Below are 24,649 nucleotides of genomic sequence, written 5' to 3'. Positions count from 1 at the left end.
ACCAGGCGAGCACCACCTTGATTCGCCCACAAGCATGACCCGCTCCACATCCACCACATCCTTTGCACGCACCGTGGTCTGCCCCAGCTGTGGGGGCGACAGCGTATACAGCCCCGCCAATGCCTACCGCCCTTTTTGCAGCGAGCGCTGCAAGCAGGTCGATCTGGGCGCCTGGGCCAGCGAGGACTTCCGCATGCCCGCCGAAGCTCCGCCTGCGGACGCCCAATACGGCGACCCGCGCCAGCAGCACTGATACGCCGGCACCCAGCCAAAACATTGACCAAAAATGGTCGCTGCCGCCTGACAGCAAACACTTTCAAGCTATATATTTAATAGCAAACTGTCTCCGCCGCGCCGACAGCAAGCAGCCGCGACGGTTTATTCGGGCGTGAATTCCAGGCCCCGCTCCTCGGCCAGCCACTGCAGCACCGGGTAAGCGCCGGGCAGCACCGGCTCCACCGTCAACGGCATCTGCTGCCAGGCCATGGACTGGCCTTCGCGCATCTCGAACTCCCCCGTCCACGCCCAGACCTTGCACCAGTGCAGACGCACCAGGGCATGGGGATAGTCGTGCTCCGTGACCTTCCAGACCGTGGCCGGGCCGATGGTCACGCCCAGTTCCTCGATCAGCTCACGGCGCAGCGCCTCTTCCACCGTTTCGCCCGCCTCCAGCTTGCCGCCCGGAAACTCCCAGTAGCCCGCGTACGGCTTGCCCGGCGGGCGGGTGGACAGCAGCATGGCACCGTCCTCGCGCAGCAGGATGCCCACCGCCACCTCGGTGTGTTTGCGTGTTGTTTCAGCCACTGTGGCGCCCCGCATAGTCACGCGCAAACTGGTAGGCCACGCGGCCGCTGCGCGAACCCCGCTCCAGCGCCCAGACCAGGGCCTCGGGCCGCGCAGCCGCGATGGCCGAAGCAGAAACCCCCAGCGACGACAGCCATTGCGCCGTGATGGTCAGGTACTCCTCCTGGCTGAAGGGGTAGAAGCTCACCCACAGACCAAAACGCTCTGACAGGGAGATCTTCTCTTCCACCACTTCACCGGGGTGCACCTCGCCGTCCTCGGTGTGGGTGTAGGTGAGGTTCTCCTTCATGTACTCGGGCAGCAGGTGGCGCCGATTGCTGGTGGCGTAGATCAGCACATTGGGCGTGGCAGCCGCCACCGAGCCGTCGAGGATGGACTTGAGCGCCTTGTAGCCGGGCTCGCCATCTTCAAAGCTCAGGTCGTCGCAGAAGACGATGAATTTCTCCGGCCGTGCGGACACCACGTCCACGATGTCGGGCAGATCGGTCAGGTCCGCCTTGTCCACCTCGATCAGGCGCAGGCCCTGCGCCGCATAGGCGTTCAGGCAGGCCTTGATGAGCGAGGACTTGCCGGTGCCGCGTGCGCCGGTCAACAGCACGTTGTTGGCGGGCAAGCCTCGCACAAACTGCTGCGTGTTGCGCTCGATCTTTTCCTTCTGGGGGTCGATTTCCTTGAGGTCCGCCAGCGCCATCGCGGCCACATGGCGCACCGGCTCCAGGGTGCCGTGGCCGCTGCTGCGCTTGCGGTAGCGCCAGGCAATGGCGGCCGACCAGTCGGGCGCAGAGAGCGGCTGAGGCAGCACGGATTCGATGCGGGCGATGAGCTGCTCGGCACGCTCGATCAGATGTTCAAATTTCTGGTTCATTTTGGCATCTACCGCGCGTCCATCATGCGTCAGTAGCTATCAAATCAGGAGTATTGCAGTGAATCAGGAGCGGTAGTCCGCGTTGATCGTCACATATTCATGACTGAAATCGCAGGTCCATACCGTGTCCACCGCATCACCACGGCCCAGCAGCACACGCACGGTGATCTCGGCCTGCTTCATCACGCGCTGGCCGTCTTCCTCGCGGTAGGCGGGGTTGCGACCGCCTTGCACGGCCACATGCACGTCGTCCAGGTACAGGTCGATGCCGGTCTGGTCCAGATCGTCGATGCCCGCATAACCCACAGCGGCCAGGATGCGGCCCAGGTTCGGGTCGCTGGCAAAGAAGGCGGTCTTGACCAGGGGCGAATGGGCAATCGCATAGGCCACCTTGCGGCATTCGTCGCCGGTCTTGCCGCCCTCCACCCGCACGGTGATGAATTTGGTGGCGCCCTCACCATCACGCACGATGGCCTGGGCCAGTTTCTGCGACACCGCCAGCATCGCCGCCTTGAGGGCCTGGCCCTCGGCGCTGTCGAGCGAAGTGATGGGCGCATGCGCGGCCTTGTTGGTGGCCACGACCACGAAGGAGTCGTTGGTCGAGGTGTCGCCGTCGATGGTCACGCGGTTGAAGGAGCCATCGGCCAGCTCGCGCGCCAGCTGCTGCATCACAGCAGGTGCCACACAGGCGTCCGTGGCCAGAAAGCCCAGCATGGTGGCCATGTTGGGGCGGATCATGCCCGCGCCCTTGCTGATGCCGGTGATGGACACCGTGGTGCCGCCGATCTGCGCCTGCGCCGAGAAGGCCTTGGGCAGGGTGTCCGTGGTCATGATGCCTTCAGCGGCGCGGGCCCAGTGGCCGGGCTGGGCATCGGCAATCGCAGCGGGCAGGCCTGCCTCGATGCGGTCATTGGGCAAGGGCTCCATGATCACGCCGGTGGAAAACGGCAGGATCTGCTCGGGCGCCACGCTCAGCTGGCGTGCGAGCGCAACACAGGTGGAGCGCGCACGCGCCAGACCATCCGCGCCCGTGCCTGCATTGGCGTTGCCGGTGTTGATGACCATCGCTCGGATCGGCTGACCGCTGCTCAGGTGGTCGCGGCTGATCTGCACCGGGGCCGCGCAGAAGCGGTTCTGGGTGAACACGCCCGCCACGCTGGCGCCTTCGTCCAGCAGGAACACGGTCAGGTCCTTGCGGTTGGCCTTGCGGACACCGGCTTCGGCCACACCAATCCGAACACCGGCAATCGGGTGCAGGTCGGCGGCAACGGGGGCAACAAGATTCACAGGCATGGGACGGGGCCTTTCTATCGGAGGGAGGGGTCAGATGCATGGTGGCTACACAGCCTCTGCATCCGTCAAAGAAGATTGCGGCCGATTATCCGGAAAACCGTGGCGCGCCAATGAAAACACGGGCCGAAGCCCGTGTTGTGTGGATCAGGAAATCAAGCGAGCTTGCCGTGGCACTGCTTGTACTTCTTGCCGCTGCCGCAAGGGCAGGGGTCGTTGCGGCCCACGCGGATGCCCTCCGGCAGGGCCTGGCCCACCGTTTGTGCATCCACCGTGGTTTCCACCTCGCCCGTTTCGGTGGGGGCGGTGTACGTGACGTTGGCGATGCTCTCGGCGCGGCTTTCCATGTCCTGTGCGGCCTGGTCCAGCTGGGCCTGGGACTGGATCTGCACGGTCATGAGGATCTTGGTGACCTCGTTCTTGACCTGGTCGATCAACTGGCGGAACAGCTCAAAGGCTTCGCGCTTGTACTCCTGCTTGGGCTGCTTTTGTGCATAGCCGCGCAGGTGGATGCCCTGGCGCAGGTAGTCCAGCGCAGAGAGGTGGTCGCGCCAGTTGGAGTCAAAGTTCTGCAGCAGCACCACGCGCTCGAACTGCGTGAAGTTGTCGCGGCCCACCTGTTCCACCTTCGCATCGAACGAGGCATTGGCAGCCTGCAGCACCTTCTCCAGGATTTCGTCGTCGGTGACGCTGCTCGCGCCCTGCACTTCCTGCTGCAGCGCAATCGCCACCTGCCATTCCTCAGCCAGCACCTTTTCCAGCGCAGGCAGATCCCACTGCTCTTCCACGGACTCCACCGGCACGTACTGGCGCACCAGGTCGGTCATGCAGTCCTCGCGCATCGCGGCAATCACGTCCGACAGATCGGAGGCGTCGAGGATGTCGTTGCGCTGCTGGTAAATGACCTTGCGCTGGTCGTTGGCCACATCGTCATACTCCAGCAATTGCTTGCGGATGTCGAAGTTGCGGGCTTCCACCTTGCGCTGGGCCGACTCGATGGAACGCGTCACGATGCCCGCTTCAATGGCTTCACCATCGGGCATCTTCAGGCGGTCCATGATGGCCTTGACGCGGTCGCCCGCGAAGATGCGCATCAGCGAATCGTCCAGGCTCAGGTAAAAGCGCGACGAGCCAGGATCGCCCTGGCGGCCCGAGCGGCCACGCAGCTGGTTGTCGATGCGGCGGGATTCGTGGCGCTCGGTGGCAATGATGCGCAGACCACCCAGGGCCTTGACCTTCTCATGGTCCACCTTCCACTGCTCGCGCAGCGCGGCCACCTTGGCAGCACGGTCGGATTCGGACAAGGACTCGTCGGCCTCAATGGCCGCCACATCCTTCTCGATGTTGCCGCCCAGCACGATGTCAGTACCACGGCCGGCCATGTTGGTGGCGATGGTGATCATGCCGGCACGGCCCGCCTGGGCCACGATGTCGGCCTCACGGGCGTGCTGCTTGGCATTGAGCACCTGGTGCGGCAGGCCTTCCTTGTTCAGCAGCTGGTCGATGATCTCGGAGTTCTCGATCGACGTGGTGCCCACCAGCACCGGCTGGCCACGTTCGTGGCATTCGCGGATGTCCTTGATGGCGGCTTCGTACTTCTCGCGTGTGGTTTTGTACACACGGTCCAGCTGATCGTCGCGCTTGCTTGGGCGGTTGGGTGGGATGACCACGGTTTCGAGACCGTAGATTTCCTGGAATTCATAGGCCTCGGTGTCGGCCGTGCCGGTCATGCCAGCGAGCTTGCTGTAGAGGCGGAAATAGTTCTGGAAGGTGATGGACGCCAGCGTCTGGTTCTCGGCCTGGATCTTCAGGCCTTCTTTCGCTTCGACAGCCTGGTGCAGTCCTTCGCTCCAGCGGCGGCCCGACATCAGGCGGCCGGTGAACTCATCCACGATCACGATCTCGCCGTTCTGCACCACGTAGTGCTGGTCACGGTGGTAGAGGTGGTTGGCACGCAGCGCTGCATACAGGTGGTGCATCAGCGTGATGTTGGCCGGGTCGTACACCGAGGCGCCTTCGGCAATCAGGCCATGGCTGGCGAGCACGCGCTCGGCGGTCTCGTGGCCCTGTTCGGTCAGGAACACCTGGTGGCTCTTCTCGTCCACCGTGAAGTCGCCGGGCTTGGTCACGCCCTCGCCCGTGCGGGGGTCGGCTTCGCCTTCCTGGCGCACCAGCAGGGGCACCACCTTGTTCATGGCGACGTAGGTCGCCGTGTGGTCCTCGGCCTGGCCGCTGATGATCAGGGGCGTGCGCGCCTCATCGATCAGGATGGAGTCCACCTCGTCCACGATGGCAAAGTTCAGCCCCTGCTGCACGCGGTCCTGCGCCTCATAGACCATGTTGTCGCGCAGGTAGTCGAAGCCGTATTCGTTGTTCGTGCCGTAGGTGATGTCGGCGCGGTAGGCCTCCTGCTTCTGCTCGCGGGGCATGTTGGGCAGGTTGATGCCCACCGTGAGGCCCAGGAAGTTGTACAGACGCCCCATCCACTGCGCATCGCGGTTGGCAAGGTAGTCGTTCACCGTCACCACATGCACGCCCTTGCCCGACAGGGCATTGAGGTACACCGGCAGCGTGGCGGTCAGCGTCTTGCCCTCACCCGTGCGCATTTCGGAGATCTTGCCGTAGTGCAGTGCCATGCCGCCCAGCATCTGCACATCGAAGTGGCGCATCTTCATGACGCGCTTGGACCCTTCGCGGACCACCGCAAAGGCTTCGGGGAGGATGTCGTCCAGCGACGCGCCCTTGGCTACGCGCTCCTTGAACTCCTGCGTCTTGGCCTTGAGCTGCTCGTCCGACAGCTTTTCGTACTCGGGCTCCATCGCATTGATGCGGGACACCGTCTTGCGGTACTGCTTGAGAAGCCGGTCATTGCGGCTGCCGAATATTTTGGTGAGGAAGTTGGTGGCCATGCGAACAGGACCGCTTGCCCGCTGCAATCAGCGCGCCAAGCGACCGAAATCCCTAAGATGAATTGAGTTCAGGTGGGTCCTTTGGCCAGGTTTGCAACCCAGGCAATGAACACCGGACCCGCGATTTTACCTGCCCGGTGTGGGGGCAGCCCCTTGCGCAGCCGCCACCTGCGCATTGGTCGTGGTGCCCCCGGCGCTCAGGAACTTCTGAGGATCCTGAAAAACCCCTTGCACGAGCACTTCGAAATGCAGATGGGGTCCCGTGGAACGTCCGGTCGTCCCGATTTCTGCAATCTTCTGCCCCCGGCGCACGATGTCCCCTTGCTTCACCAGGGTACGGGAGGCATGGGCATAACGCGTCACCAGCTGGTTGCCATGGTCCACCTCGATCATGTTGCCGTAAGCGGGGTGGTACTCCTGCGTCACGACGACCCCCCCTGCAGCCGCCAGAATAGGCGTTCCCGTGTCGGCCTGAAAATCCAGCCCGGTGTGCAGGGCCGACTGGCCGGTGATCGGGTCCAGGCGCCAGCCAAAGCCCGATCCCGCAGACCGCCCGGTGACCGGTGCATGGGTCGGCACCATCTTCTTGCGGATGTGCTGGTCGAACAAACGGGATTCGAGCACCGTCATCAAGTCCACTCGCTGGTTGGTCAGCCGCTCCAGCTCGTCAAGGGTGGTTTGCAGCTCTTCCATGGACAGGTTGTGGGCGCTCACCAGCGCTCCGCCGCGTGCGTCAGCCTTCTGGATATCCCCGGGTGCCATGCCCGCCAGGCCCAGCACACGCTCCCCCAGCGACTCCAGTTGCACCATGCGGGCCTGCATCTCGCCCACGCGGCGCGCCATGGCATCCAGATTGGCGCGCATGAAGCGGTCGCGTTCCGCAAACTCGTCCTTGACCACCAGCCGCACCAGGGAGCCGACAATCGGCCAGCCTTCGCGCGCGCCCTTCAGAAAAACCCAGTGGTACAGCGTGGCCGCCACCAGCATGAGGCACAACGACAGCGCCAAGCCCGCCAAGAGCAGACGGGTGCCGGACAGATGAATGGCCCTGCTGCGCGCCAGCCGGGCGTCCGTGATAATCAAATGCACTACGAATTCCCCACGCCCGAAGACGCCACACCATGAATCGCCGCCACCACGCTGTCACCGTGCAGCAAGCCAGCGCGGAATCCCCCACGCTGGCCAGGCTTACAGCACTGACACGCGACTCCAGTGATCGGCTCAAGGCCATTGAATTGCTGATACCTGCAACCTTGCGTCCAGCCATCCAGGCCGGCCCCATCGATGGAGACAGCTGGTGCCTGCTGGTCAAGAGCAATGCCGCAGCGGCAAAAATACGCCAACTGCTGCCTGCGTTGCAGGCGCATCTGCGCAGTCGGGGGTGGGAGGTTAACGCGATTCGCCTGAAAGTTCAAACCTGACGGCGGCCGCCAGAACCAGGGAATGCAGAAGAAAGCAAGAAAAATGGTGCCGGTTGTCGGAATCGAACTGACGACCTACCGCTTACAAGGCGGGTGCTCTACCAACTGAGCTAAACCGGCGAAGGCGGCATTCTATCCTGTAAATGCCACCTCAAAATCGAAAGCAGCGCTACTTGACGCGCTTGAGGGAGGGACGTCCACCGCCCGCTGCCGGGGGTGGCCTGGGGGCATCGCCCCCGTCATCCTTGGCGCCATCGTCACTGCCCACCAGCTGAACCACCCGGTCCTCTGGCGATGCGGTCGCTGCAGCCGCAGGACCCGCTGGCACAGGCGCCGATGCGAGCACGGGGGAAACATCCCCACCCGCCAACATATCCACCGGCGGAGGGAAGGCCATGCCCTGGCCATTTTCACGGGCATAGATCGCGATCACCCGGCCCACAGGCACCAGGATTTCACGGGGCTTGCCACCGAAGCGGGCCTTGAACTCAATGAAATCATTGCCCAGCTGCAGCGCGCTCGTGGCATCAAAACTGATGTTCAGGACAATCTCACCATCCTTCACATACTCGCGCGGCACCTGCACGGAGTCGTCCACGCGCACGGCCACATAGGGCGTGAGCCCGTTGTCCGTGCACCACTCGTACAGGGCACGAATGAGATAAGGGCGCGTGGAGGTCGATTCCTGTGCGGTCATGTCAATGGATGGCTGCTGCGTGGGTAGAAAAGGAAGTAGGCAGGCCGCAGATTACTTGCGCATGACCTTCTCGGAAGGCGTCAGCGCCTCGATGTAGGCCGGACGCGAGAAGATGCGCTCGGCGTACTTGAGCAGCGGCGCCGCATTTTTCGACAGATCGATGCCGTAGTAGTCCAGGCGCCACAGCAGCGGCGCGATGGCCACGTCCAGCATGGAGAAGTTGTCACCCAGCATGTACTTGTTCTTGAGGAACACGGGAGCCAACTGCGTGAGGCGGTCGCGGATATGGGCGCGGGCCTTCTCCAGGGCCTTTTCGTTGCCCTTGGTCGCACGCGATTCGAGCGTGTTCACATGCACGAACAGCTCTTTCTCGAAGTTCAGCAGGAACAGGCGCACACGGGCACGGTCCACCGGGTCGCCAGGCATCAGCTGCGGATGGGGGAAGCGCTCGTCGATGTACTCGTTGATGATGTTCGACTCATACAGGATCAGGTCCCGCTCGACCAGGATAGGCACCTGGCCATACGGATTCATCACGCTGATGTCTTCGGGCTTGTTGTACAGGTCCACATCGCGGATTTCAAAGTCCATGCCCTTTTCAAACAGGACAAAGCGGCAGCGGTGGGAGAAGGGACAGGTCGTACCCGAGTAAAGCACCATCATGGTGGGAGGCTCCTAAAAATCAAAAGAGTGGGAGCCCAAAGCGCCCACTCTGCAAACAATCCAGCGGCACCCCGGGGGGCGCCTTGTCAAGGATTTGCGGCTCGTGCTGTTTACTTCACGTCCTTCCAGAAGGCTGCGTTCAGCCTCCAGGCAATGACGGTGAAAACACCCAGGAAGATCAGCACCCACACGCCCACTCGGACGCGGGTGTTTTGGGCAGGTTCGCCCATCCATTGCAGATAGTTCACCAGATCACCCACGGTCTGGTCGAACTGCAGCGGGGTCATCGTACCGGGCTTGATCTGCTCCCAGCCCTTGAAGACCTGGGTCTTGTGGCCGTGGCTCTCGCGCTCTTCAAACACGGGACGGCGGTCACCCTGCATTTCCCACAGCACATGGGGCATGCCCACGCTTGGGAAGGCCAGGTTGTTCCAGCCCGTGGCCTTGGTTTCGTCGCGGTAGAAGGTGCGCAGGAAGGTGTAGAGGTAGTCGGCACCCGTGCCGCCGTGGCCGGCGCGCGAACGTGCGATCACGGTCAGGTCAGGCGGGTTGGCACCAAACCATTCCTTGGCCTGCTTGGGATCGATGGACGCCTTCATGGTTTCGCCGACCTTGTCGGTCGTGAACAGCAGGTTGTCCTTGATCTGCTGCTCGGTCAAACCGATGTCGCGCAGGCGGTTGAAGCGCATGAAGGCTGCCGAATGGCAGTTCAGGCAGTAGTTGACGAACACCTTGGCACCGTTTTGCAGCGAAGCCAGGTCATTGGTCTTGTTGGGCGCCTTGTCCCAGGCGATGGTGTCGCCACCAGCAGCCTGGGCTGCACCAGCGACCAAGCCCACAGCGGCGATCAACGTGAGGATGATTTTCTTCATTGTTGTTGTCTCCAGGCTCAGTGCGCCACAAAGGTCACGCGGTCGGGCACGGGCTTGGCTTCGCCGATGCGGCTCCACCAGGGCATCAGCAGGAAGAAGCCGAAGTAAAACAGCGTTCCCACTTGCGACACACGCTCGCCAATCGGCGATGGCGGCTGCACACCGAGGTAGCCCAGGATCAGGAAGATGATCACGAAGATGCCATACAGGTACTTGTGCCAGTCAGGACGATAGCGGATCGACTTGACGGGGCTGTGATCCAGCCAGGGCAGGAAGAACAGGATGACCACAGCACCACCCATCACCACCACACCCCAGAACTTGGCGTCGATGGACAGCATCATGGCGATGACCACCACAGCCGCACCGGCGATGCCCGCCTTCACGAAGCTGGGCAGTTTGGCCTTGAGCACGCCGAAACCAGCGCCAGCGACAACGCACAGCACGAGCACGTACATCATCTCGGTGGTGATGGCACGCAGCATCGAATAGAAAGGCGTGAAGTACCAGACCGGGGCAATGTGCGCGGGAGTCTTGAGCGGATCCGCAGGGATGAAGTTGTTGTATTCGAGGAAGTAGCCACCGAACTCGGGTGCAAAGAACACCACGGCCGTGAATGCCATCAGGAACATGCTCAGCGCGAAGATGTCATGCACCGTGTAGTAGGGATGGAAAGGCACGCCATCCAGCGGCTTGCCATTGGCATCCTTGGGCGCCTTGGGGCCCTTGATTTCCACGCCATCGGGGTTGTTGGAACCCACATCGTGCAGCGCCAGCAAGTGCGCCACCACCAGACCCAGCAGCACCAGTGGCACGGCGATCACGTGGAAGCTGAAGAAGCGGTTCAGCGTCGCATCGCCCACCACGTAGTCGCCACGGATCAGCAGCGCCAAGTCGGGGCCGATGAAGGGGATGGCGGCAAACAGGTTCACGATCACCTGGGCGCCCCAGTAGGACATCTGCCCCCAGGGCAGCAGGTAGCCCATGAAAGCCTCGGCCATCAGGCACAGGAAGATGGCGCAGCCGAAAATCCAGACCAGCTCGCGCGGCTTGCGGTAGCTGCCGTAAATGAGGCCACGGAACATGTGCAGGTACACCACCACAAAGAACGCGGAGGCGCCTGTGGAGTGCATGTAGCGGATCAGCCAGCCCCAGGGTACATCGCGCATGATGTACTCGACCGACGCGAACGCCAGGTTGGCGTCGGGCTTGTAGTGCATGACCAGGAAGATGCCCGTCACGATCTGGATCACCAGCACTACCAATGCCAGCGAGCCGAAGATGTACCAGAAGTTGAAGTTCTTCGGAGCGTAGTACTCCGACATGTGCACCTTGTAGGCGTCGAACGCGGTCGGGAAGCGGTTCTCGAACCAGTTCGTGACCTTGGCGCCCGCCGAGGCGTTGGGAGAGATTTCCTTGAATTCAGCCATGTCGTCGTGCTCCTTCAAGCCTTCTTGTCTTCACCGATCAGCAGGCGCGTATCGGACAAGTACATATGGGGGGGCACTTCGAGGTTGTCGGGTGCGGGCTTGTTCTTGAAGACGCGGCCAGCCATGTCAAACGTGGAGCCATGGCAAGGGCACAGGAAGCCGCCCTTCCAGTCGTCGGGCAGCGAAGGCTGGGCACCGGGCTGGAACTTATCGGAGGGCGAGCAACCCAAGTGCGAGCAGATGCCCACACCCACAAAAATCTCGGGCTTGATGGAGCGCGCTTCGTTGCGAGCGTACTCCGGGGTGAGTTCGGACGGCTTGCGTTCGGACTTGGGGTCAGCCAGCTGGCCGTCGAGCTTGGGCAACTCGGCCAGCTGTTCGGGGGTGCGCTTGATGATCCAGACGGGCTTGCCGCGCCACTCCACGGTGACTTTTTCTCCCGGCTTGAGGGCGGAGATATCCACCTCTACCGCAGCCCCGGCGGCTTTTGCGCGCTCGGAGGGCTGGAAGGTACTCACGAAAGGGACGGCAGTTGCCACGCCGCCCACCGCACCAGCACATGCTGACGTGATGATCCACGTCCGCTTGCTGGAGTCGATTGGAGTGTCACTCATGGGGATCCTCGATTGATCATCGCTAGATTGGGGTCAACCGCGAATTGTAGCGGAGTGAAAATGGTTATTTCAACGCGACCGCCTGTCTTGACAGCCCATTGAGCTGAGCAATACTCCCGCATCAACATCCGTTCATACAAGGAGCAACAACATGGGGATGATGCAAGAATTCAGGGAATTCGCGGTCAAGGGCAATGTGGTGGACCTCGCCGTGGGCGTCATCATCGGCGGCGCCTTCGGCAAGATTGTGGATTCGGTGGTGTCCGACCTCATCATGCCGGTGGTGGGCCTGGTGTTCGGCAAGCTGGATTTTTCCAACCTGTTTGTAGTGCTGGGCACGATTCCGCCGGGCACGGGCACCACGCTGGATGCGCTCAAGAAAGCCGGCGTGCCGGTGTTTGCCTATGGCAACTTTCTGACGGTGGCCGTCAACTTCCTGATCCTGGCGTTCATCATCTTCATGATGATCAAGCAGATCAACCGCCTCAAGCGCGAAACCCCCGCCCCTGCTCCCGAGGCACCCGCCGCTCCCGCAGAGGACATCGTGCTGCTGCGCGAGATCCGGGACAGCTTGAAGAAGTAAACAACCCCTGGGTCGCTTCGCGCCTCCCCCCGGCGCGGCGGGGCGGCCCTTGCGCGGGGGCACTCGCCTTGGCCGCGCCAGTGGCATAGGCTGCATGCGGCTAGCAGCCCATGGGTCACTGCAAAACAGGTGCAGGAGCGCTAAGCGGACAGCTGGCGCGCCATGCGCACCGCCTCGATGAGGCTGGCGGCATCGGCCACGCCCTGCCCCGCAATGTCAAAGGCCGTGCCATGGTCGGGACTGGTGCGCACCAGGGGCAGCCCCAGTGTCACATTCACCCCCTTGTCCACGCCTAGGTACTTCACCGGGATCAGCCCCTGGTCGTGGTACATGGCGATCACCACATCGAATTCGCCCACACGCTGCGGCGTGTTGCGCGCGCGCATGAACACCGTGTCAGGCGCAAACGGGCCATGCACATCGAGCCCCTGGGCGCGCGCAGCTGCGATGGCCGGGGCGATCACCTCCAGTTCCTCGCGGCCAAACAGGCCGCCCTCGCCCGCATGGGGATTGAGCCCCGCCACCGCCATGCGCGGCACATGGCCCAGGCTGCGCAACAGTGCGGCGTGGGTGATCTGCAGCGTCTGCAGCACGTTGTCCAGCGTCACCGCCGCAATCGCGTCGCGCAGCGACACATGGATGCTGACCAGTACGGTGCGCAGCTCGTCGTTGGCCAGCATCATGCGCACGGGCATGCGGGCCAGCGGCACGCCCTGGTGGGCGGCGGCCTCGGCCTGCAGCAGCTCGGTGTGCCCCGGAAAATCCACGCCCGCAGCAGACAACGCCTCCTTGTGCAGGGGCGCAGTGACCAACGCCGCCACGTCGCCGCGCAAGGCCGCACGGGCCGCCCAGACCACCGCGTCGGCTGCGGCCCGGCCTGCTGCAGCACTGACCTGGCCCCAAGGTTGGGGGCCCGGAATGCCCGGCACCGGCAGCACGGGCACGCAGCGCGGGGGCATGGCCAGTGCCTCGTGTGGCGCACTGATCTGCGCCACCGGCAAGCCCCCGACACCCGGCCGCGCAATGGCCTGGGCCGCACGCCGCAGCGTGGCCACGTCGCCCACCACAAAACAATGGCGCAGCAGCTCGGGCGCGTCGCGGAAGGCCTTGGCCACGATCTCAGGCCCGATACCGGCGGGGTCTCCCTGGGTGATGGCGATGGTGTGCATGGTTTTCTGAAGCCTTTTGTGCCACTACCGCGCTATCAGCAAGCCCGAGTAGCTATGAATTAGTGAGCAAAACCCCGCACAGCGTATCGCACCGACAGGGGTACAGGGCGGGGCGAGCGCCTACGCAGGGTTGTCGATTTCGATGAACTGGTGCTCCAGACCGCACTGCGCCGCCACATGGGCGGCCATGGCAGGGGCACCGTAGCGCTCGGTGGCATGGTGCCCGGCGGCAATGAAGCTCACACCCATCTCGCGCGCCAGGTGGGCCTGGGGTTCGGAGATTTCGCCGGTGATAAAGGCATCGGCACCCGCTGCAATCGCCGACTCGAAGTACCCCTGGGCGCCCCCTGTGCACCAGGCTACCCGGCGGATGGGCCGCTGAGCGCCGTCCGGCTCGGGCTGCACCAGCGTCACGGCGCGGCCCAGCGCCTGCGCCACATGGTCGGCCAGGGCCTGGCCGTCGTCAAAAACCGCTGGGGCGGAGAAGCCCAGGTCTTGTTCGCCAAACCGCGCATCGGCGGCAAAACCCAGCACGCGGCCCAGTTGCGCGTTGTTGCCCAGTTCGGCATGGGCATCCAGCGGCAGGTGGTAGGCAAACAGGTTGATGTCGTGCGCCAGCAGCAGTTGCAGCCGCTGCTTCATCCAGCCCGTGATGCGGCCATCCTGCCCACGCCAGAACAAGCCGTGGTGCACAAAGATGGCGTCTGCGCGGGCCGCAATCGCAGCCTCGATCAGGGCACGGCTGGCGGTCACGCCGCTCACCACGCGCTGAATCTCGGCCTTGCCCTCGACCTGCAGGCCGTTGGGGCCGTAGTCCTTGAAGCGTTCGGGCTGCAGCAGGCCGTCGAATGCCTGCAAAAGTTGGTGGCGTGAAATGCTCATGCCGCTATTGTCGCGCGCAGCCCATGCCCCCACATGGGGGACAATGCCGCCCAGGGAGACGGCCTGGCGCTGCCCTGGTGCAAGCCCCCCCGGCCCCTCCCTACCCACCACCTGTACGTTCATCGGGACGTGAATTTCATGAAACGACTCTGGCTGCTGTTTTCCCAGACCGTGACGGTGTTCGTTGCGGCCTATTTTGTTGTTGCCACCCTGCAACCCGACTGGCTGGGCCGGGGCACCACACGCTCCGGGGCCGGTATTGCGCTGCTGGAAGCGCCCGCCACGCCGCCCTCCCAGCCCGCAGCGGGCAGCTTCAGTGCTGCAGCGCGCAAGGCCGCGCCCGCTGTGGTCAGCATCAACACCAGCAAGGAAGTGCGCCACCCGCGCAGCAACGACCCCTGGTTCCAGTTCTTCTTTGGCGACCAGGGCAGCCAGGCCCAGGCAGGCCTGGGCAGCGGCGTGATCGTGAGCCCCGATGGCTACATCCTCACCAACAACCATGTGGTCGAGGGTGCTGACGAGATTGAAGTCACTCTCACCGACAGCCGCCGCGCCCGTGCGCGCGTGATCGGCACCGACCCCGACACCGATCTGGCCATCCTCAAGATCGAACTCGACAAGCTGCCCGTGATCGTGCTGGGCAATTCCGACGGCCTGGACGTGGGCGACCAGGTGCTGGCCATCGGCAACCCCTTCGGCGTGGGCCAGACCGTGACCAGCGGCATCGTGAGCGCGCTGGGCCGCAGCCAGTTGGGCATCAACACGTTTGAAAACTTCATCCAGACCGATGCGGCCATCAACCCCGGCAACTCGGGCGGCGCACTGGTGGACGTGAACGGCAACCTGATGGGCATCAACACCGCGATCTACTCGCGCTCGGGCGGCAGCATGGGCATTGGCTTTGCCATTCCGGTGTCCACGGCGCGCATGGTGCTCGACGGTATCGTGAAGGACGGCCAGGTCAAACGCGGCTGGATCGGTGTGGAGCCCAACGAGCTCTCGCCCGAGCTGGCCGAAACCTTTGGCGTGAAGAAGGCCACCGAGGGCGTGATCATCACCGGCGTGCTGCAGGACGGCCCCGCCGCCCAGGCCGGCATGCGACCCGGCGATGTGATCGTGCGGGTGGATGGCAAGAACGTGGGCAATGTGTCCGAGCTGCTGAGCGCCGTGGCCGCCCTCAAGCCGGGTACCAGTTCGGCCTTCAACGTGCAGCGGGGGGACAAGCTGGTGGAGCTGAGCATCAACCCCGGCGTGCGCCCCCGGCCGCAGCAGCGGAACATCCGGCGGTAAACGGAGAGGTGGCGGGCGGGCCCTCGGGCTCGCTTCGCGCCAAGGCGCCCACTGTCGCACAGGTGGTCACAGCCATACCATCAGCGCACCAAAACGCTACACAAAATATAGCAGCTATCCGTTTATGGATGCGCGAAAGCAGCCAATTTCACCCATGAAACTGGCCATTAGGATCGCGCAAGAAGCGCAGACCAGGTTCTCTCGCTGTTGATGGCCCTGCCCCGCTGGTGCATTGCGCGCCGCCAGCACGAACAAACGCTTCAGAAAGCCAGGGAAAGAATCAGGAAGCCGATGCGGACTCTTCCGCTTCTTCCGGCGCCTTGGTGTGCCTGATGAAGATCTGCGCGGCCCAGATGCCCACCTCGTACAGGATGCACATGGGGATGGCCAGCGACAGCTGCGACACCACATCGGGCGGCGTGACGATGGCGGCGATCACAAACGCGATCACGATGAAATAGCCGCGGAACTCGCGCAGCTTCTGCACGCTGACCACGCCCATGCGGGCCAGCACCACCACAGCGATCGGCACCTCGAACGCCAGGCCAAAGGCCAGAAACATCGAGAGCACAAAGCTCAGGTAGGCCTCGATATCAGGTGCAGCCGTGATGCTCTTGGGCGCAAAGCTCTGGATGAACGCGAACACCTGGCCAAACACGAGGTAGTAGCAGAACGCAACGCCGACGAAGAACAGCAATGTGCTGGAGATCACCAGCGGCAGCACCAGCTTCTTCTCGTGCGAGTACAGGCCGGGCGCCACAAAGGCCCACACCTGCCACAGCACAAACGGCAGCGCCAGCAAGAAGGCCGACATCAGCAAGATCTTGAGCGGCACCATGAACGGCGAAATCACCGAGGTGGCGATCAGCGTGGCCCCCTTGGGCAGGTGCGCCACCAGGGGCGCCGCCAGGAAGTCGTAGAGCGCGCCGGGGCCGGGGAAGAAGAACAGGATCGCCGCCGCAATGGCGATGGCGATGATCGCCTTGACCAGCCGGTCGCGCAGCTCCATCAGGTGCTGCACAAACGGCTGCTCGGTGCCGGCCAGTTCGTCTTCTTTGGTGGGGGTGTCGGACATGGTGGGTTTTCAGGGGCGCACCGGGCGCCCATGCAGCGCCGCGCACAGGGGGCCGCGCGGCGCCATCGTCAATGGAATTTCTGGGGACGGAAGCGGGCCACGCGCGCAGCGCCCGACTGCGCCTTGGTGCGCACACCACTTTTGGCCTTGTACCACTGGGGCACAGCGCCGCGCTTGAGGCGCCAGTTCTTGCCCGGGTGCTTGTAGGCAGGCACCACGGTGGTCTGCTCGTTCAGGGCCGCGCTGGCCGTGTCGGTGGCTTCGGCCCAGTCCTTCTCGAACTCGCTGGCGCTGGTCTGGATGGAGTTGTGCACATCACGCGCCGCGTTCTCCACCGTGTCCTTCATCTTCTTGAGTTCGTCCAGCTCCATGGAGCGGTTGACCTCGGCCTTCACGTCGGACACGTAGCGCTGGGCCTTGCCCAGCAGCGTGCCCACGGTGCGGGCCACGCGCGGCAGCTTTTCGGGGCCGATGACGATCAGCGCCACGGCGCCGATCAGCGCCATCTTGGACAGGCCGATATCAATCATGGATGGATCAGGCGCAAAGGCACAACAGAGTACAGCGTGTGCAGGTCAGCAGACACGCCGGCTCAGCTTTTTTGCTTGGCTTCAACATCGATGGTGGTCTTGTCGGCGGCCTGGCTGTTGGCCACCTGGCCGGCCGGGGGCGTTGCGGCGGTGTCGGAGGAAGAGCCGTCCTTCATGCCGTCCTTGAAGCCCTTCACGGCGCCTCCGAGGTCGGAGCCCATGTTCTTGAGCTTCTTGGTGCCGAACACCATCACAACGATCAGCAGCACGATCAGCCAGTGCCAGATGGAAAAAGAGCCCATGGAATATCTCCTAACGAATTGCAACCATTTTAGACGGGGGCTGTGACCGGAGTTCGGCGCACGCGCTCCCCAGCGGGAAACTACCGGCTTGCGCCGTCAGTCTGGGTCAGCCTTTGAGCCACGGACGGGGGCCGCCCATCACATGAATGTGCAGGTGGTGGATTTCCTGCCCGCCTTCCAGACCCGTGTTTACCACGACGCGAAAGCCACCCTCGGGGTACGGGTTGCAGCCTTGTTCCAGCGCCAGCTTCGGGGCCAGCGCCATCATGCGCCCCAGCACGCCCGCATGCTCGGCAGTGACCTGGGCCATCGAAGGGATATGCAGCTTGGGGACCATCAAAAAGTGCACCGGCGCCCAGGGGTGGATGTCGTGGAAGGCGAAGATTTCTTCGTCCTCATAGACCTTCTTCGAAGGAATCTGGCCCGCGATGATTTTGCAGAAGAGGCAGTTCGGATCGTGCATGGGAAAAATGTCAGAACGAAGTTAATGGTTCACCGGCCGCTTCTCACCACCCAAAGCCGTCGCAACCGGCGCGCCCCAAGCCAGCGCCACCGTGGAACTGGCTTTGCCAGGCCACGGGCGGCGTCCCCCTCCCGAAGGCGAGGGGGAAGGCGCGCAGCGGCTCAGGGGGAGCATCACGCATTTTCAGCGATCTTGATGGTGGGCCGCACGCCCACGTCCTTGCGGTGCGCCTGCAGCCATTCCTGGCCCGCCGTGCGGCCCAGGGCGAACAGCTTGCGCACAAAAGGCAGGTCCGCGCGGGTCTTGCTGTCGGCCCCAAAGGGCGCGAGCACGGCACCGCCGTCGATGCGGTGCATGCGCACGCTCTTGTAGCGGCGCGGGTCCAGCTTGCCCTCGGCCAGCAGACGGCGCACGAACTCGATGGCGCGCATCTCGGCCAGCAGGCTGGCGTTGAAGGTGACCTCGTTCATGCGCTCCATGATCTCAGGGCCGGAATGGGGCAGCTCCAGGTGCTCGATGGGGTTGATCTGCACCAGCAGGATGTCAGAGGTTTCGGTCTGGTAGATCAGCGGGTGCAGCGCCGGGTTGCCTGAATAACCGCCGTCCCAATAGTGCTGGCCGTCGATCTCCACCGCCTTGAACAGCAGCGGCAGGCAGGCCGAGGCCATCACCGCATCGGCGCTGAGGCGGGGGCCCGAGAAGATCTCGCCGCGCCCGGTGCGCACATTGGTGGCGCAGACAAACACCTTGGGCCCACCCGCAGCAGTGATGGCGCGGCGCTCGGAGCACAGCAGGTCAAAGTCCACCTCGCGCTCCAGCAAGCGGCGCAGCGGGTTGATATCGAGCGGATTGGTCTGGTAGGGCGAGAGCCACTGGCGCATCAACCCCATCATCGGGTTGGCGGCCGACAGGGGCGAGCCCCACATCAGGCTGCCCAGCGTGCCCACCCCCTCCCACAGGCGGGTGAGGGTATCGCGCGCCTGCTGGCAACCAGCCTGGTGCGCCTCATGCGGGTCTTTGTGCTCCTTGGCGGCTTTGGCAAAACCGTATGCCAGGGCCACGGCATTCATGGCGCCAGCGCTGGTACCGCTCACGCCGTCAAAGTGCCACTGCCCGTCTTCGAGCAGCGCGTCCAGCACGCCCCAGGTCAGCGCGCCGTGCGAACCACCGCCCTGCAAGGCCAGGTTCAGGCGCGACAGCGGCGCTGCGGGGGCTTCAGGCATCGACCGCCCGGTTGTTGCTCATGGCCAGCATTCCGCGCACGATGCGGTACAGGAACCACAGCGAAATGATGCCCCAGGCAATCCAGCCCGGCGCAATCAGCAGCAGCCACAGGGGCGCAGTCACGATGTACAGCACGCCCACCCAGATCGTCGAGCGAATGCGCCACGAGAAATGATTGGCCTGCCAGGTGCCCTCTGCATCACCGCGCTTGACCAGATCGATCACCAGCGCAATCACCAGCAGCAGTGCGCTGGCCTGCGTACCCGGCAGCACCGCTCCCACGGCCACGATGAGGTGCAGCACATAGCTGACCCAGCCGATGTTCTTGAGGCTCTGGGCCTTCTGGTCGTTGGTCTGCACATCGACGATATCGCTCATGAAGAACCCTCCTGGCTGGCACGCGCATCCGCCTTGCGCAAGGCTTTTTCCTCAATGCCGCTGGTGCCTTCGCGGCGCTCCAGCTCGGCCAGCACATCGGCGGGCGCAAGACCGTAGTGGGCCAGCGCCACCATGGAGTGGAACCACAGGTCGGCCACCTCGTACACCAGCGTGGACTTGTCCGCACCATGGTCCACGTCCTTCGCCGCCATCACCACCTCGGTGGCCTCTTCGCCGATCTTCTTGAGGAACGCGTCCGGCCCTTTGTGCAGCAGGCGCGAGACATAGCTCTTCTCGGGGTCGCCACCGTTGGCCGGCTTGCGGCTTTCAATGACGGCGGCCAAACGCGCGAGCGCGTCTTGCGACGCGGGGGCGAGGGAATCGTTGGAACTCATGGGGCTTACTTGTAGATGGATTCGGGGTCTTTCAAGACCGGATCGACCGGCGTCCAGGCGCCGTCCTTGAGCACACTGAAAAAGCAGCTGTGGCGGCCGGTGTGGCAGGCAATGCCGGGTTCGTGGCCCAGCTGGGTGACCTTGAGCAGCACCACGTCGTTGTCGCAGTCGAGGCGGATCTCATGCACCGTCTGCACATGGCCCGACTCTTCGCCCTTGAACCACAGCTTGCCGCGCGAGCGGCTGAAGTACACGGCGCGGCCGAGTTCGGCCGTTTTTTCGAGTGCTTCGCGGTTCATCCAGGCAAACATCAGCACGTCGCCCGTGCCCTGCTCTTGCGCAATCACGGGCACCAGGCCCTGCGCATCCCATTTCACTTCGTTGAGCCAGTTCATGGCGGGGATTGTCGGCGATTTGCCTGGAGAGCCCGTGCGCCCAGGGTGCGGGTTTGAGGTCATTTTGGCCCTTTGGGCGCGACCACCATGCGCAAGCAGCTACTAAAAAATGAGCAATAGAAATCCACCGGGCTGTGGGTACGCGGCCCTTGGCGCTGCCGCGCTGCCTGCCGCACATCCACTCAAAAACAATAGCTATAAACGCTTACCCAGAGCGCGGAGAAGCCGATTTTCCTCACTCACCGCGCGACCGTCAGGAAGACCCACTTGCGGTCCCAGTTCTTGCGGCCCAGGTACTTGATGGCGAAGGCGTAGCGGCCCGGGGGCAGGAAGTCTTGCGTGAGGGTTTCCTGCTGCGTCACCACCGGCTGGCCATTGATGCGCACGCTGGAATTCGCCACCAGTTCGGACTCGCTCTCCAGGTCCTGGCCATCCAGGGCATAGACGATCACGTCGGGCTCTTCCTTCTCGTCCCCCACATGGGGCAGGCCCAGGGTGGTGGCGCGGGTTGCCACGTCCAGCGCCTGGGCGCCCGGCACGGGGTCGCGCACGACCCAGTGCACATCGCGCACATTGCTGTTGAGCGTTTGCAGCAGGGCCTTGAGCTTGTCGAATTCGGCCTTGTCGGCAATCACCTCCACCGGCTTGCCGCCGATGGTGGCGTCAAAACACCGGCCAATGCGGTGCACACAAGGCAGGCGCTCGGAAAAGCTCGCGTACGACGGGGGTGGCACCTGGGCCGCAGCAGGCAGCGCCGTGGCCGCGCCAGCCAACGCCACCGTCAGCAGCCGGCGCAGGCCTGCGAACGGAACAGCCATCACAGCCGTACGGGGATACCGCGCTCAGCCATGCGGGCCTTGGCCTGGCCCACCGTGTATTCGCCGTAGTGGAAGATGCTGGCGGCCAGCACCGCATCCGCCCCGCCCTGCTGCACGCCATCGGCCAGGTGGTCGAGGTTGCCCACGCCGCCCGAAGCGATCACGGGCACGCTCACGGCATCGCTCACGGCACGCGTCAGGGCCAGGTCAAAGCCGGACTTGGTGCCGTCACGGTCCATGCTGGTCAGCAGGATTTCGCCCGCACCCCGGCGCGCCATTTCGGTGGCCCAGGCGATGGCGTCCAGGCCGGTGTTCTTGCGCCCGCCGTGGCTGTACACATCCCAGCCCTCGCCGCGCGCGGCCAGGTCGTCGCCCTGGCGGCGCTTGGCGTCGATGGCGACCACGATGCACTGCGCGCCATACTTGGCCGACACGGCGTTGATCAGGTCGGGGTTGGCAATGGCGGCCGAGTTGAAGCTGGTCTTGTCGGCACCCGCATTGAGCAACCTGCGCACATCTTCCACGGTGCGCACGCCGCCGCCCACGGTCAGGGGAATGAACACCTGGCTGGCCACGGCCTCGATGATGTGCAGGATCAGGTCGCGGCCATCGCTGGTGGCGGTGATGTCCAGAAACGTGAGTTCGTCGGCGCCCTGCGCGTTGTACCGCGCAGCGATCTCGACCGGGTCGCCCGCGTCGCGCAGTTCGACAAAGTTGACGCCCTTGACCACGCGGCCTCCGGTGACGTCGAGGCAGGGAATGATGCGTTTGGCAAGCATGTCAGATGTCCAATGGGGCGGCGCTGCCGCCCCGGGGGTTGTTACCCATTCAACTCGTCAGCCCGCGCTTGCGCAGCGGCAAAGTCCAGGTCGCCGCTGTAGATCGCGCGGCCGCAGATCACGCCTTCGACGCCTTCACCTTCCACCGCGCACAGCTGCTCGATGTCAGCCATGTTCGACAGGCCGCCCGAGGCGATCACGGGGATGGTCAGCGCCTGGGCCAGCTTGACGGTGGCGTCGATGTTGATGCCCGAGAGCATGCCGTCGCGGCCAATGTCGGTGTAGATGATGGATTCAACGCCCCAGTCCTCGAACTTCTTGGCCAGGTCCACGACTTCGTGGCCGGTGAGCTTGCTCCAGCCGTCGGTGGCGACCTTGCCTTCCTTGGCGTCCAGGCCCACGATGATGTGGCCGCCGAAGGCACTGCAGGCATCCTTCAAGAAGCCGGGGTTCTTCACGGCTGCCGTGCCGATGATCACGTAGCGCAGGCCGCCGTCGATGTACTTCTCGATGGTGTCCAGGTCGCGGATACCGCCGCCCAGCTGCACGGGGATGTCGTCGCCCACCTCTTTCAGGATGGACTTGATGGCGCCGTAGTTCTTGGGCGTGCCCGCGAAGGCGCCATTGAGGTCCACCAGATGCAGGCGGCGTGCGCCCGCATCCACCCACTTGCGCGCCATGGCGGCGGGGTCTTCGCCAAAGGTGGTGGATTGGTCCATATCGCCTTGCTTGAGGCGTACGCAGTGGCCGTCTTTGAGGTCGATGGCGGGGATGAGCAGCATGGTGGTGGGGTTCAGGGGATCGGCCAAATCTCGGCGCTGCCCGAACGGGGTGGTTGAGGAGGAAAGGTGGAGAAGAAAAGAATCAGGGATTCCAGTGCAGAAAGTTGCGGTACAGGGCCAGGCCATGTTCCGCGCTTTTCTCCGGGTGGAATTGCGTCGCAAAAATATTATCGCGTGCAATGGCCGCAGCGAAAACACCGCCGTAGTCTGCCTGCCCCGCACAGTGGGCGGGGTTTTGCGGCACGGCATAGAAGCTGTGCACAAAGTAGAAGTAGCTGTTGTCGGGCACACCGGCCCACACGGGGTGCACAGCCCCCGCGTGTTCCATCTGCCGCACCTGGTTCCAGCCCATCTGGGGCACCTTGAAGCGGCTGCCATCAGCCTGGGTACGGCCCGCCAGGTCGAACTTGCGCACGTCGCCAGGGATCAGGGAGAGGCCTGGGGTGTCGCCTTCGGCACTGTGGTCCAGCAGCATCTGCATGCCCACACACACACCAAAAAGGGGCTTGCTGGCAGCGGCTTCAAGCACCGATTCCTGCAGGCCGGACTCGCGCAGCTCGCGCATGCAGTCGGGCATCGCGCCCTGGCCGGGCAGCACCACGCGTGCTGCGGCGCGCACGTCTTCCGGGCGCTGTGTAACCCGCACCGTCCAGCCCGTGCCCTGGGCGGCGGCCTGCACAGCCTGCGACACCGAGCGCAGGTTGCCCATGCCGTAGTCCACGACGACCACTGTTTTTGCTTCCATATTCATAGCTGCTAGCGCTTACCCATCAGGCGCAGAGGCCCGATTTGATGCATAAAAATCACAAGGAACCCTTGGTGGACGGGATGACACCGGCCGAGCGCGGGTCGCGTTCCAGCGCCGCGCGCAGCGTGCGCCCGAAGGCCTTGAAGATCGTCTCGCACTGGTGGTGGGCATTGACGCCCTTGAGGTTGTCGATGTGCAACGTCACGCCCGCGTGGTTCACAAAACCCTGGAAGAACTCGTAGACCAGCTGCGTGTCGAGCTGGCCGATGCTGCCCGCTGTGAATTTCACGTCCATGTGCAGGCCCGGGCGGCCCGAGAAGTCGACCACCACGCGCGACAGCGCTTCGTCCAGCGGCACGTAGGCATGGCCGTAGCGGCGAATGCCCTTCTTGTCGCCCACGGCACGTGCAAACGCCTGGCCCAGGGTGATGCCCACGTCTTCCACCGTGTGGTGACCATCGATGTGCAGGTCGCCCTCGCAGTCGATGTCGAGGTCGATCAACCCGTGGCGGGCGATCTGGTCGAGCATGTGGTCGAAGAAGCCGATGCCGGTGTGCAGCTTGGCCTGGCCGGTGCCGTCGAGGTTGATGCGCACGCTGATGCGCGTCTCGGCGGTGTTGCGGCTGACCTCGGCGATGCGGTCGGCCATCGGGTCGGCCGATGGAGCGGAGGGGACGAGTGCAGAGGAAGTCATAGGGAGGCTTGCAGGGCGGCCAGCATCTGCGCGTTGTCGGAGGCGGCGCCTACCGTGAGGCGCAGGCAGTTGGCCAGCAATGGGTGCATTGTAGAAACGTTCTTGACGAGGACCTTGCGGGTTTTCATACCCTCGTACGCCTTGGCGGAATCCGCCACGCGGATGAGGATCATGTTGGCCTCGCTGTCCCAGCATTTTTCGACACCGGGCATCTGGCGCAAGGCTGCGATCACCTGGGTACGCTCGGCACGGATTTCGGCCGCCTGGGCGGCAAACACGTCGGCGTGCTCCAGCGCAAACAGCGCGGCCTCGCAGTTGAGCACGCTCACGTTGTAGGGCGGGCGCACCTTGTCGATCTCGCTCACGAACGCCGACGGCCCGATGAGGTAGCCCAGGCGCACGCCTGCCAGGCCAAACTTGCTGAGCGTGCGCATGAGCAGCACATGCGCGTTGCGCGCGGGCTCGGCGCGCATGCGGTCGATCCAGGTGCGGCTGGCAAAGGGCTGGTAGGCCTCATCCATCACCACGATGCCGCCCTGCGCACCGGCAGCGTCGATGATGCGCTGCACCGTACCCT

The 24,649-nt window shown here is 64.0% G+C and carries 30 protein-coding genes and 1 tRNA gene; 4 read left to right on the top strand and 27 right to left on the bottom strand.

The window, feature by feature from the left end; genetic code table 11:
- The first annotated feature begins 34 nt into the window (after nucleotides 1-34).
- Nucleotides 35-253, top strand: coding sequence for a DNA gyrase inhibitor YacG (locus AC07Z7_RS03090; protein ID WP_494765282.1), 219 nt, complete (start codon nucleotides 35-37; stop codon nucleotides 251-253).
- A 125-nt stretch (nucleotides 254-378) separates the two neighbouring features.
- Here the strand turns inward: AC07Z7_RS03090 and AC07Z7_RS03085 are convergent, their stop codons facing one another.
- The 5 genes from AC07Z7_RS03085 to AC07Z7_RS03065 all read right to left on the bottom strand — a co-directional run bounded on the left by AC07Z7_RS03085 (nucleotide 379) and on the right by AC07Z7_RS03065 (nucleotide 6,957).
- Nucleotides 379-819: an NUDIX domain-containing protein gene (locus AC07Z7_RS03085; RefSeq protein WP_494765281.1), complete on the bottom strand. Its 441-nt coding sequence runs from the start codon at nucleotides 817-819 to the stop codon at nucleotides 379-381.
- The gene (locus AC07Z7_RS03080; protein ID WP_252659312.1) at nucleotides 797-1,669 is read right to left on the bottom strand and encodes an ATP-binding protein; all 873 of its coding nucleotides are present in this window, start codon (nucleotides 1,667-1,669) and stop codon (nucleotides 797-799) included. Before AC07Z7_RS03080 ends, AC07Z7_RS03085 begins: the two co-directional genes overlap by 23 nt.
- 63 nt (nucleotides 1,670-1,732) lie before the next feature.
- Nucleotides 1,733-2,962, bottom strand: a complete 1,230-nt coding sequence (gene argJ, locus AC07Z7_RS03075; protein WP_494765280.1) for a bifunctional glutamate N-acetyltransferase/amino-acid acetyltransferase ArgJ — start codon at nucleotides 2,960-2,962, stop codon at nucleotides 1,733-1,735.
- A 152-nt stretch (nucleotides 2,963-3,114) separates the two neighbouring features.
- The gene (secA, locus tag AC07Z7_RS03070; RefSeq protein WP_252659311.1) at nucleotides 3,115-5,868 is read right to left on the bottom strand and encodes a preprotein translocase subunit SecA; all 2,754 of its coding nucleotides are present in this window, start codon (nucleotides 5,866-5,868) and stop codon (nucleotides 3,115-3,117) included.
- Between the two features lie 126 nt (nucleotides 5,869-5,994).
- Nucleotides 5,995-6,957, bottom strand: coding sequence for a M23 family metallopeptidase (locus AC07Z7_RS03065; RefSeq protein WP_094286553.1), 963 nt, complete (start codon nucleotides 6,955-6,957; stop codon nucleotides 5,995-5,997).
- A 32-nt stretch (nucleotides 6,958-6,989) separates the two neighbouring features.
- Here AC07Z7_RS03065 and AC07Z7_RS03060 point away from each other — a divergent pair, with 32 nt between their 5' ends.
- The gene (locus AC07Z7_RS03060) at nucleotides 6,990-7,289 is read left to right on the top strand and encodes a hypothetical protein (RefSeq protein WP_063459831.1); all 300 of its coding nucleotides are present in this window, start codon (nucleotides 6,990-6,992) and stop codon (nucleotides 7,287-7,289) included.
- A gap of 44 nt (nucleotides 7,290-7,333) precedes the next feature.
- Here the strand turns inward: AC07Z7_RS03060 and AC07Z7_RS03055 are convergent.
- The 6 genes from AC07Z7_RS03055 to petA form a co-directional block, all read right to left on the bottom strand.
- Nucleotides 7,334-7,409 (bottom strand) — tRNA-Thr (locus AC07Z7_RS03055).
- Nucleotides 7,410-7,458: 49 nt separating this feature from the next.
- Nucleotides 7,459-7,986, bottom strand: coding sequence for a ClpXP protease specificity-enhancing factor (locus AC07Z7_RS03050; protein WP_094286551.1), 528 nt, complete (start codon nucleotides 7,984-7,986; stop codon nucleotides 7,459-7,461).
- Between the two features lie 51 nt (nucleotides 7,987-8,037).
- Nucleotides 8,038-8,649 carry a glutathione S-transferase N-terminal domain-containing protein gene (locus AC07Z7_RS03045; protein ID WP_005794209.1) on the bottom strand — a complete coding sequence of 204 codons (612 nt, stop codon included), beginning with the start codon at nucleotides 8,647-8,649 and terminating at the stop codon, nucleotides 8,038-8,040.
- Nucleotides 8,650-8,759: 110 nt separating this feature from the next.
- Nucleotides 8,760-9,521, bottom strand: a complete 762-nt coding sequence (locus tag AC07Z7_RS03040; protein WP_494765279.1) for a cytochrome c1 — start codon at nucleotides 9,519-9,521, stop codon at nucleotides 8,760-8,762.
- A 17-nt stretch (nucleotides 9,522-9,538) separates the two neighbouring features.
- Complete coding sequence (locus AC07Z7_RS03035) at nucleotides 9,539-10,951, bottom strand: cytochrome b (protein WP_094287968.1); 1,413 nt, start codon at nucleotides 10,949-10,951, stop codon at nucleotides 9,539-9,541.
- A gap of 14 nt (nucleotides 10,952-10,965) precedes the next feature.
- Nucleotides 10,966-11,565 (bottom strand): ubiquinol-cytochrome c reductase iron-sulfur subunit, encoded by a 600-nt coding sequence (gene petA, locus AC07Z7_RS03030; protein WP_015012701.1) that lies wholly within the window; start codon nucleotides 11,563-11,565, stop codon nucleotides 10,966-10,968.
- Between the two features lie 151 nt (nucleotides 11,566-11,716).
- Between petA and mscL the strand changes: the two genes are divergently transcribed.
- Nucleotides 11,717-12,148, top strand: a complete 432-nt coding sequence (mscL, locus tag AC07Z7_RS03025; RefSeq protein WP_094286547.1) for a large conductance mechanosensitive channel protein MscL — start codon at nucleotides 11,717-11,719, stop codon at nucleotides 12,146-12,148.
- 140 nt (nucleotides 12,149-12,288) lie between these two features.
- Here the strand turns inward: mscL and pdxA are convergent, their stop codons facing one another.
- Together pdxA and AC07Z7_RS03015 are read right to left on the bottom strand one after the other, a co-directional pair.
- On the bottom strand, nucleotides 12,289-13,317 hold the full coding sequence (gene pdxA / locus AC07Z7_RS03020; protein ID WP_494765278.1) for a 4-hydroxythreonine-4-phosphate dehydrogenase PdxA: 1,029 nt from the start codon (nucleotides 13,315-13,317) through the stop codon (nucleotides 12,289-12,291).
- Between the two features lie 120 nt (nucleotides 13,318-13,437).
- Entirely contained in the window at nucleotides 13,438-14,199 is a 762-nt protein-coding gene (locus tag AC07Z7_RS03015; protein WP_494765277.1) for a Nif3-like dinuclear metal center hexameric protein, read from the bottom strand.
- A 138-nt stretch (nucleotides 14,200-14,337) separates the two neighbouring features.
- Between AC07Z7_RS03015 and AC07Z7_RS03010 the strand changes: the two genes are divergently transcribed.
- Nucleotides 14,338-15,489 (top strand): S1C family serine protease, encoded by a 1,152-nt coding sequence (locus AC07Z7_RS03010; protein ID WP_494765276.1) that lies wholly within the window; start codon nucleotides 14,338-14,340, stop codon nucleotides 15,487-15,489.
- Nucleotides 15,490-15,769: 280 nt separating this feature from the next.
- On the opposite strand, the gene tatC is transcribed toward AC07Z7_RS03010, so the two are convergent.
- From tatC to AC07Z7_RS02940, 14 genes are all read right to left on the bottom strand, one after another.
- Nucleotides 15,770-16,564 (bottom strand): twin-arginine translocase subunit TatC, encoded by a 795-nt coding sequence (gene tatC / locus AC07Z7_RS03005; protein WP_494765275.1) that lies wholly within the window; start codon nucleotides 16,562-16,564, stop codon nucleotides 15,770-15,772.
- 68 nt (nucleotides 16,565-16,632) lie between these two features.
- Nucleotides 16,633-17,094 (bottom strand): Sec-independent protein translocase protein TatB, encoded by a 462-nt coding sequence (tatB, locus tag AC07Z7_RS03000; protein WP_094286538.1) that lies wholly within the window; start codon nucleotides 17,092-17,094, stop codon nucleotides 16,633-16,635.
- Between the two features lie 62 nt (nucleotides 17,095-17,156).
- Nucleotides 17,157-17,396: a Sec-independent protein translocase subunit TatA gene (gene tatA, locus AC07Z7_RS02995; RefSeq protein ID WP_094286536.1), complete on the bottom strand. Its 240-nt coding sequence runs from the start codon at nucleotides 17,394-17,396 to the stop codon at nucleotides 17,157-17,159.
- A gap of 106 nt (nucleotides 17,397-17,502) precedes the next feature.
- Nucleotides 17,503-17,859, bottom strand: a complete 357-nt coding sequence (locus AC07Z7_RS02990) for a histidine triad nucleotide-binding protein (RefSeq protein ID WP_063459820.1) — start codon at nucleotides 17,857-17,859, stop codon at nucleotides 17,503-17,505.
- 173 nt (nucleotides 17,860-18,032) lie between these two features.
- Complete coding sequence (locus AC07Z7_RS02985; protein ID WP_252659303.1) at nucleotides 18,033-19,082, bottom strand: patatin-like phospholipase family protein; 1,050 nt, start codon at nucleotides 19,080-19,082, stop codon at nucleotides 18,033-18,035.
- Entirely contained in the window at nucleotides 19,075-19,461 is a 387-nt protein-coding gene (locus AC07Z7_RS02980) for a DUF4870 family protein (protein WP_094286532.1), read from the bottom strand. Before AC07Z7_RS02980 ends, AC07Z7_RS02985 begins: the two co-directional genes overlap by 8 nt.
- The gene (locus AC07Z7_RS02975; protein WP_094286530.1) at nucleotides 19,458-19,856 is read right to left on the bottom strand and encodes a phosphoribosyl-ATP diphosphatase; all 399 of its coding nucleotides are present in this window, start codon (nucleotides 19,854-19,856) and stop codon (nucleotides 19,458-19,460) included. Before AC07Z7_RS02975 ends, AC07Z7_RS02980 begins: the two co-directional genes overlap by 4 nt.
- Nucleotides 19,857-19,861: 5 nt before the next feature.
- The gene (hisI, locus tag AC07Z7_RS02970) at nucleotides 19,862-20,260 is read right to left on the bottom strand and encodes a phosphoribosyl-AMP cyclohydrolase (protein WP_199865931.1); all 399 of its coding nucleotides are present in this window, start codon (nucleotides 20,258-20,260) and stop codon (nucleotides 19,862-19,864) included.
- Nucleotides 20,261-20,490: 230 nt separating this feature from the next.
- Nucleotides 20,491-21,069, bottom strand: a complete 579-nt coding sequence (locus tag AC07Z7_RS02965; protein ID WP_494765274.1) for a hypothetical protein — start codon at nucleotides 21,067-21,069, stop codon at nucleotides 20,491-20,493.
- Complete coding sequence (gene hisF, locus AC07Z7_RS02960) at nucleotides 21,069-21,848, bottom strand: imidazole glycerol phosphate synthase subunit HisF (RefSeq protein ID WP_094286525.1); 780 nt, start codon at nucleotides 21,846-21,848, stop codon at nucleotides 21,069-21,071. The genes AC07Z7_RS02965 and hisF overlap by 1 nt, the downstream gene beginning before the upstream one ends.
- 41 nt (nucleotides 21,849-21,889) lie before the next feature.
- Nucleotides 21,890-22,630 (bottom strand): 1-(5-phosphoribosyl)-5-[(5-phosphoribosylamino)methylideneamino]imidazole-4-carboxamide isomerase, encoded by a 741-nt coding sequence (hisA, locus tag AC07Z7_RS02955; protein ID WP_094287966.1) that lies wholly within the window; start codon nucleotides 22,628-22,630, stop codon nucleotides 21,890-21,892.
- A gap of 82 nt (nucleotides 22,631-22,712) precedes the next feature.
- The gene (gene hisH, locus AC07Z7_RS02950) at nucleotides 22,713-23,381 is read right to left on the bottom strand and encodes an imidazole glycerol phosphate synthase subunit HisH (protein WP_252659300.1); all 669 of its coding nucleotides are present in this window, start codon (nucleotides 23,379-23,381) and stop codon (nucleotides 22,713-22,715) included.
- Nucleotides 23,382-23,433: 52 nt separating this feature from the next.
- Complete coding sequence (hisB, locus tag AC07Z7_RS02945; protein ID WP_094286521.1) at nucleotides 23,434-24,072, bottom strand: imidazoleglycerol-phosphate dehydratase HisB; 639 nt, start codon at nucleotides 24,070-24,072, stop codon at nucleotides 23,434-23,436.
- A partial coding sequence (locus AC07Z7_RS02940; RefSeq protein WP_494765273.1) for an aminotransferase class I/II-fold pyridoxal phosphate-dependent enzyme occupies nucleotides 24,069-24,649 on the bottom strand: 581 nt, incomplete at its 5' end. The genes AC07Z7_RS02940 and hisB, both read right to left, overlap by 4 nt.

The sequence above is a fragment of the Acidovorax sp. GW101-11A03 genome (assembly GCF_059424825.1).
The sequence above is the reverse complement of the archived record's forward strand: the minus strand, read 5'-3'. Positions and strand labels throughout refer to the sequence as shown.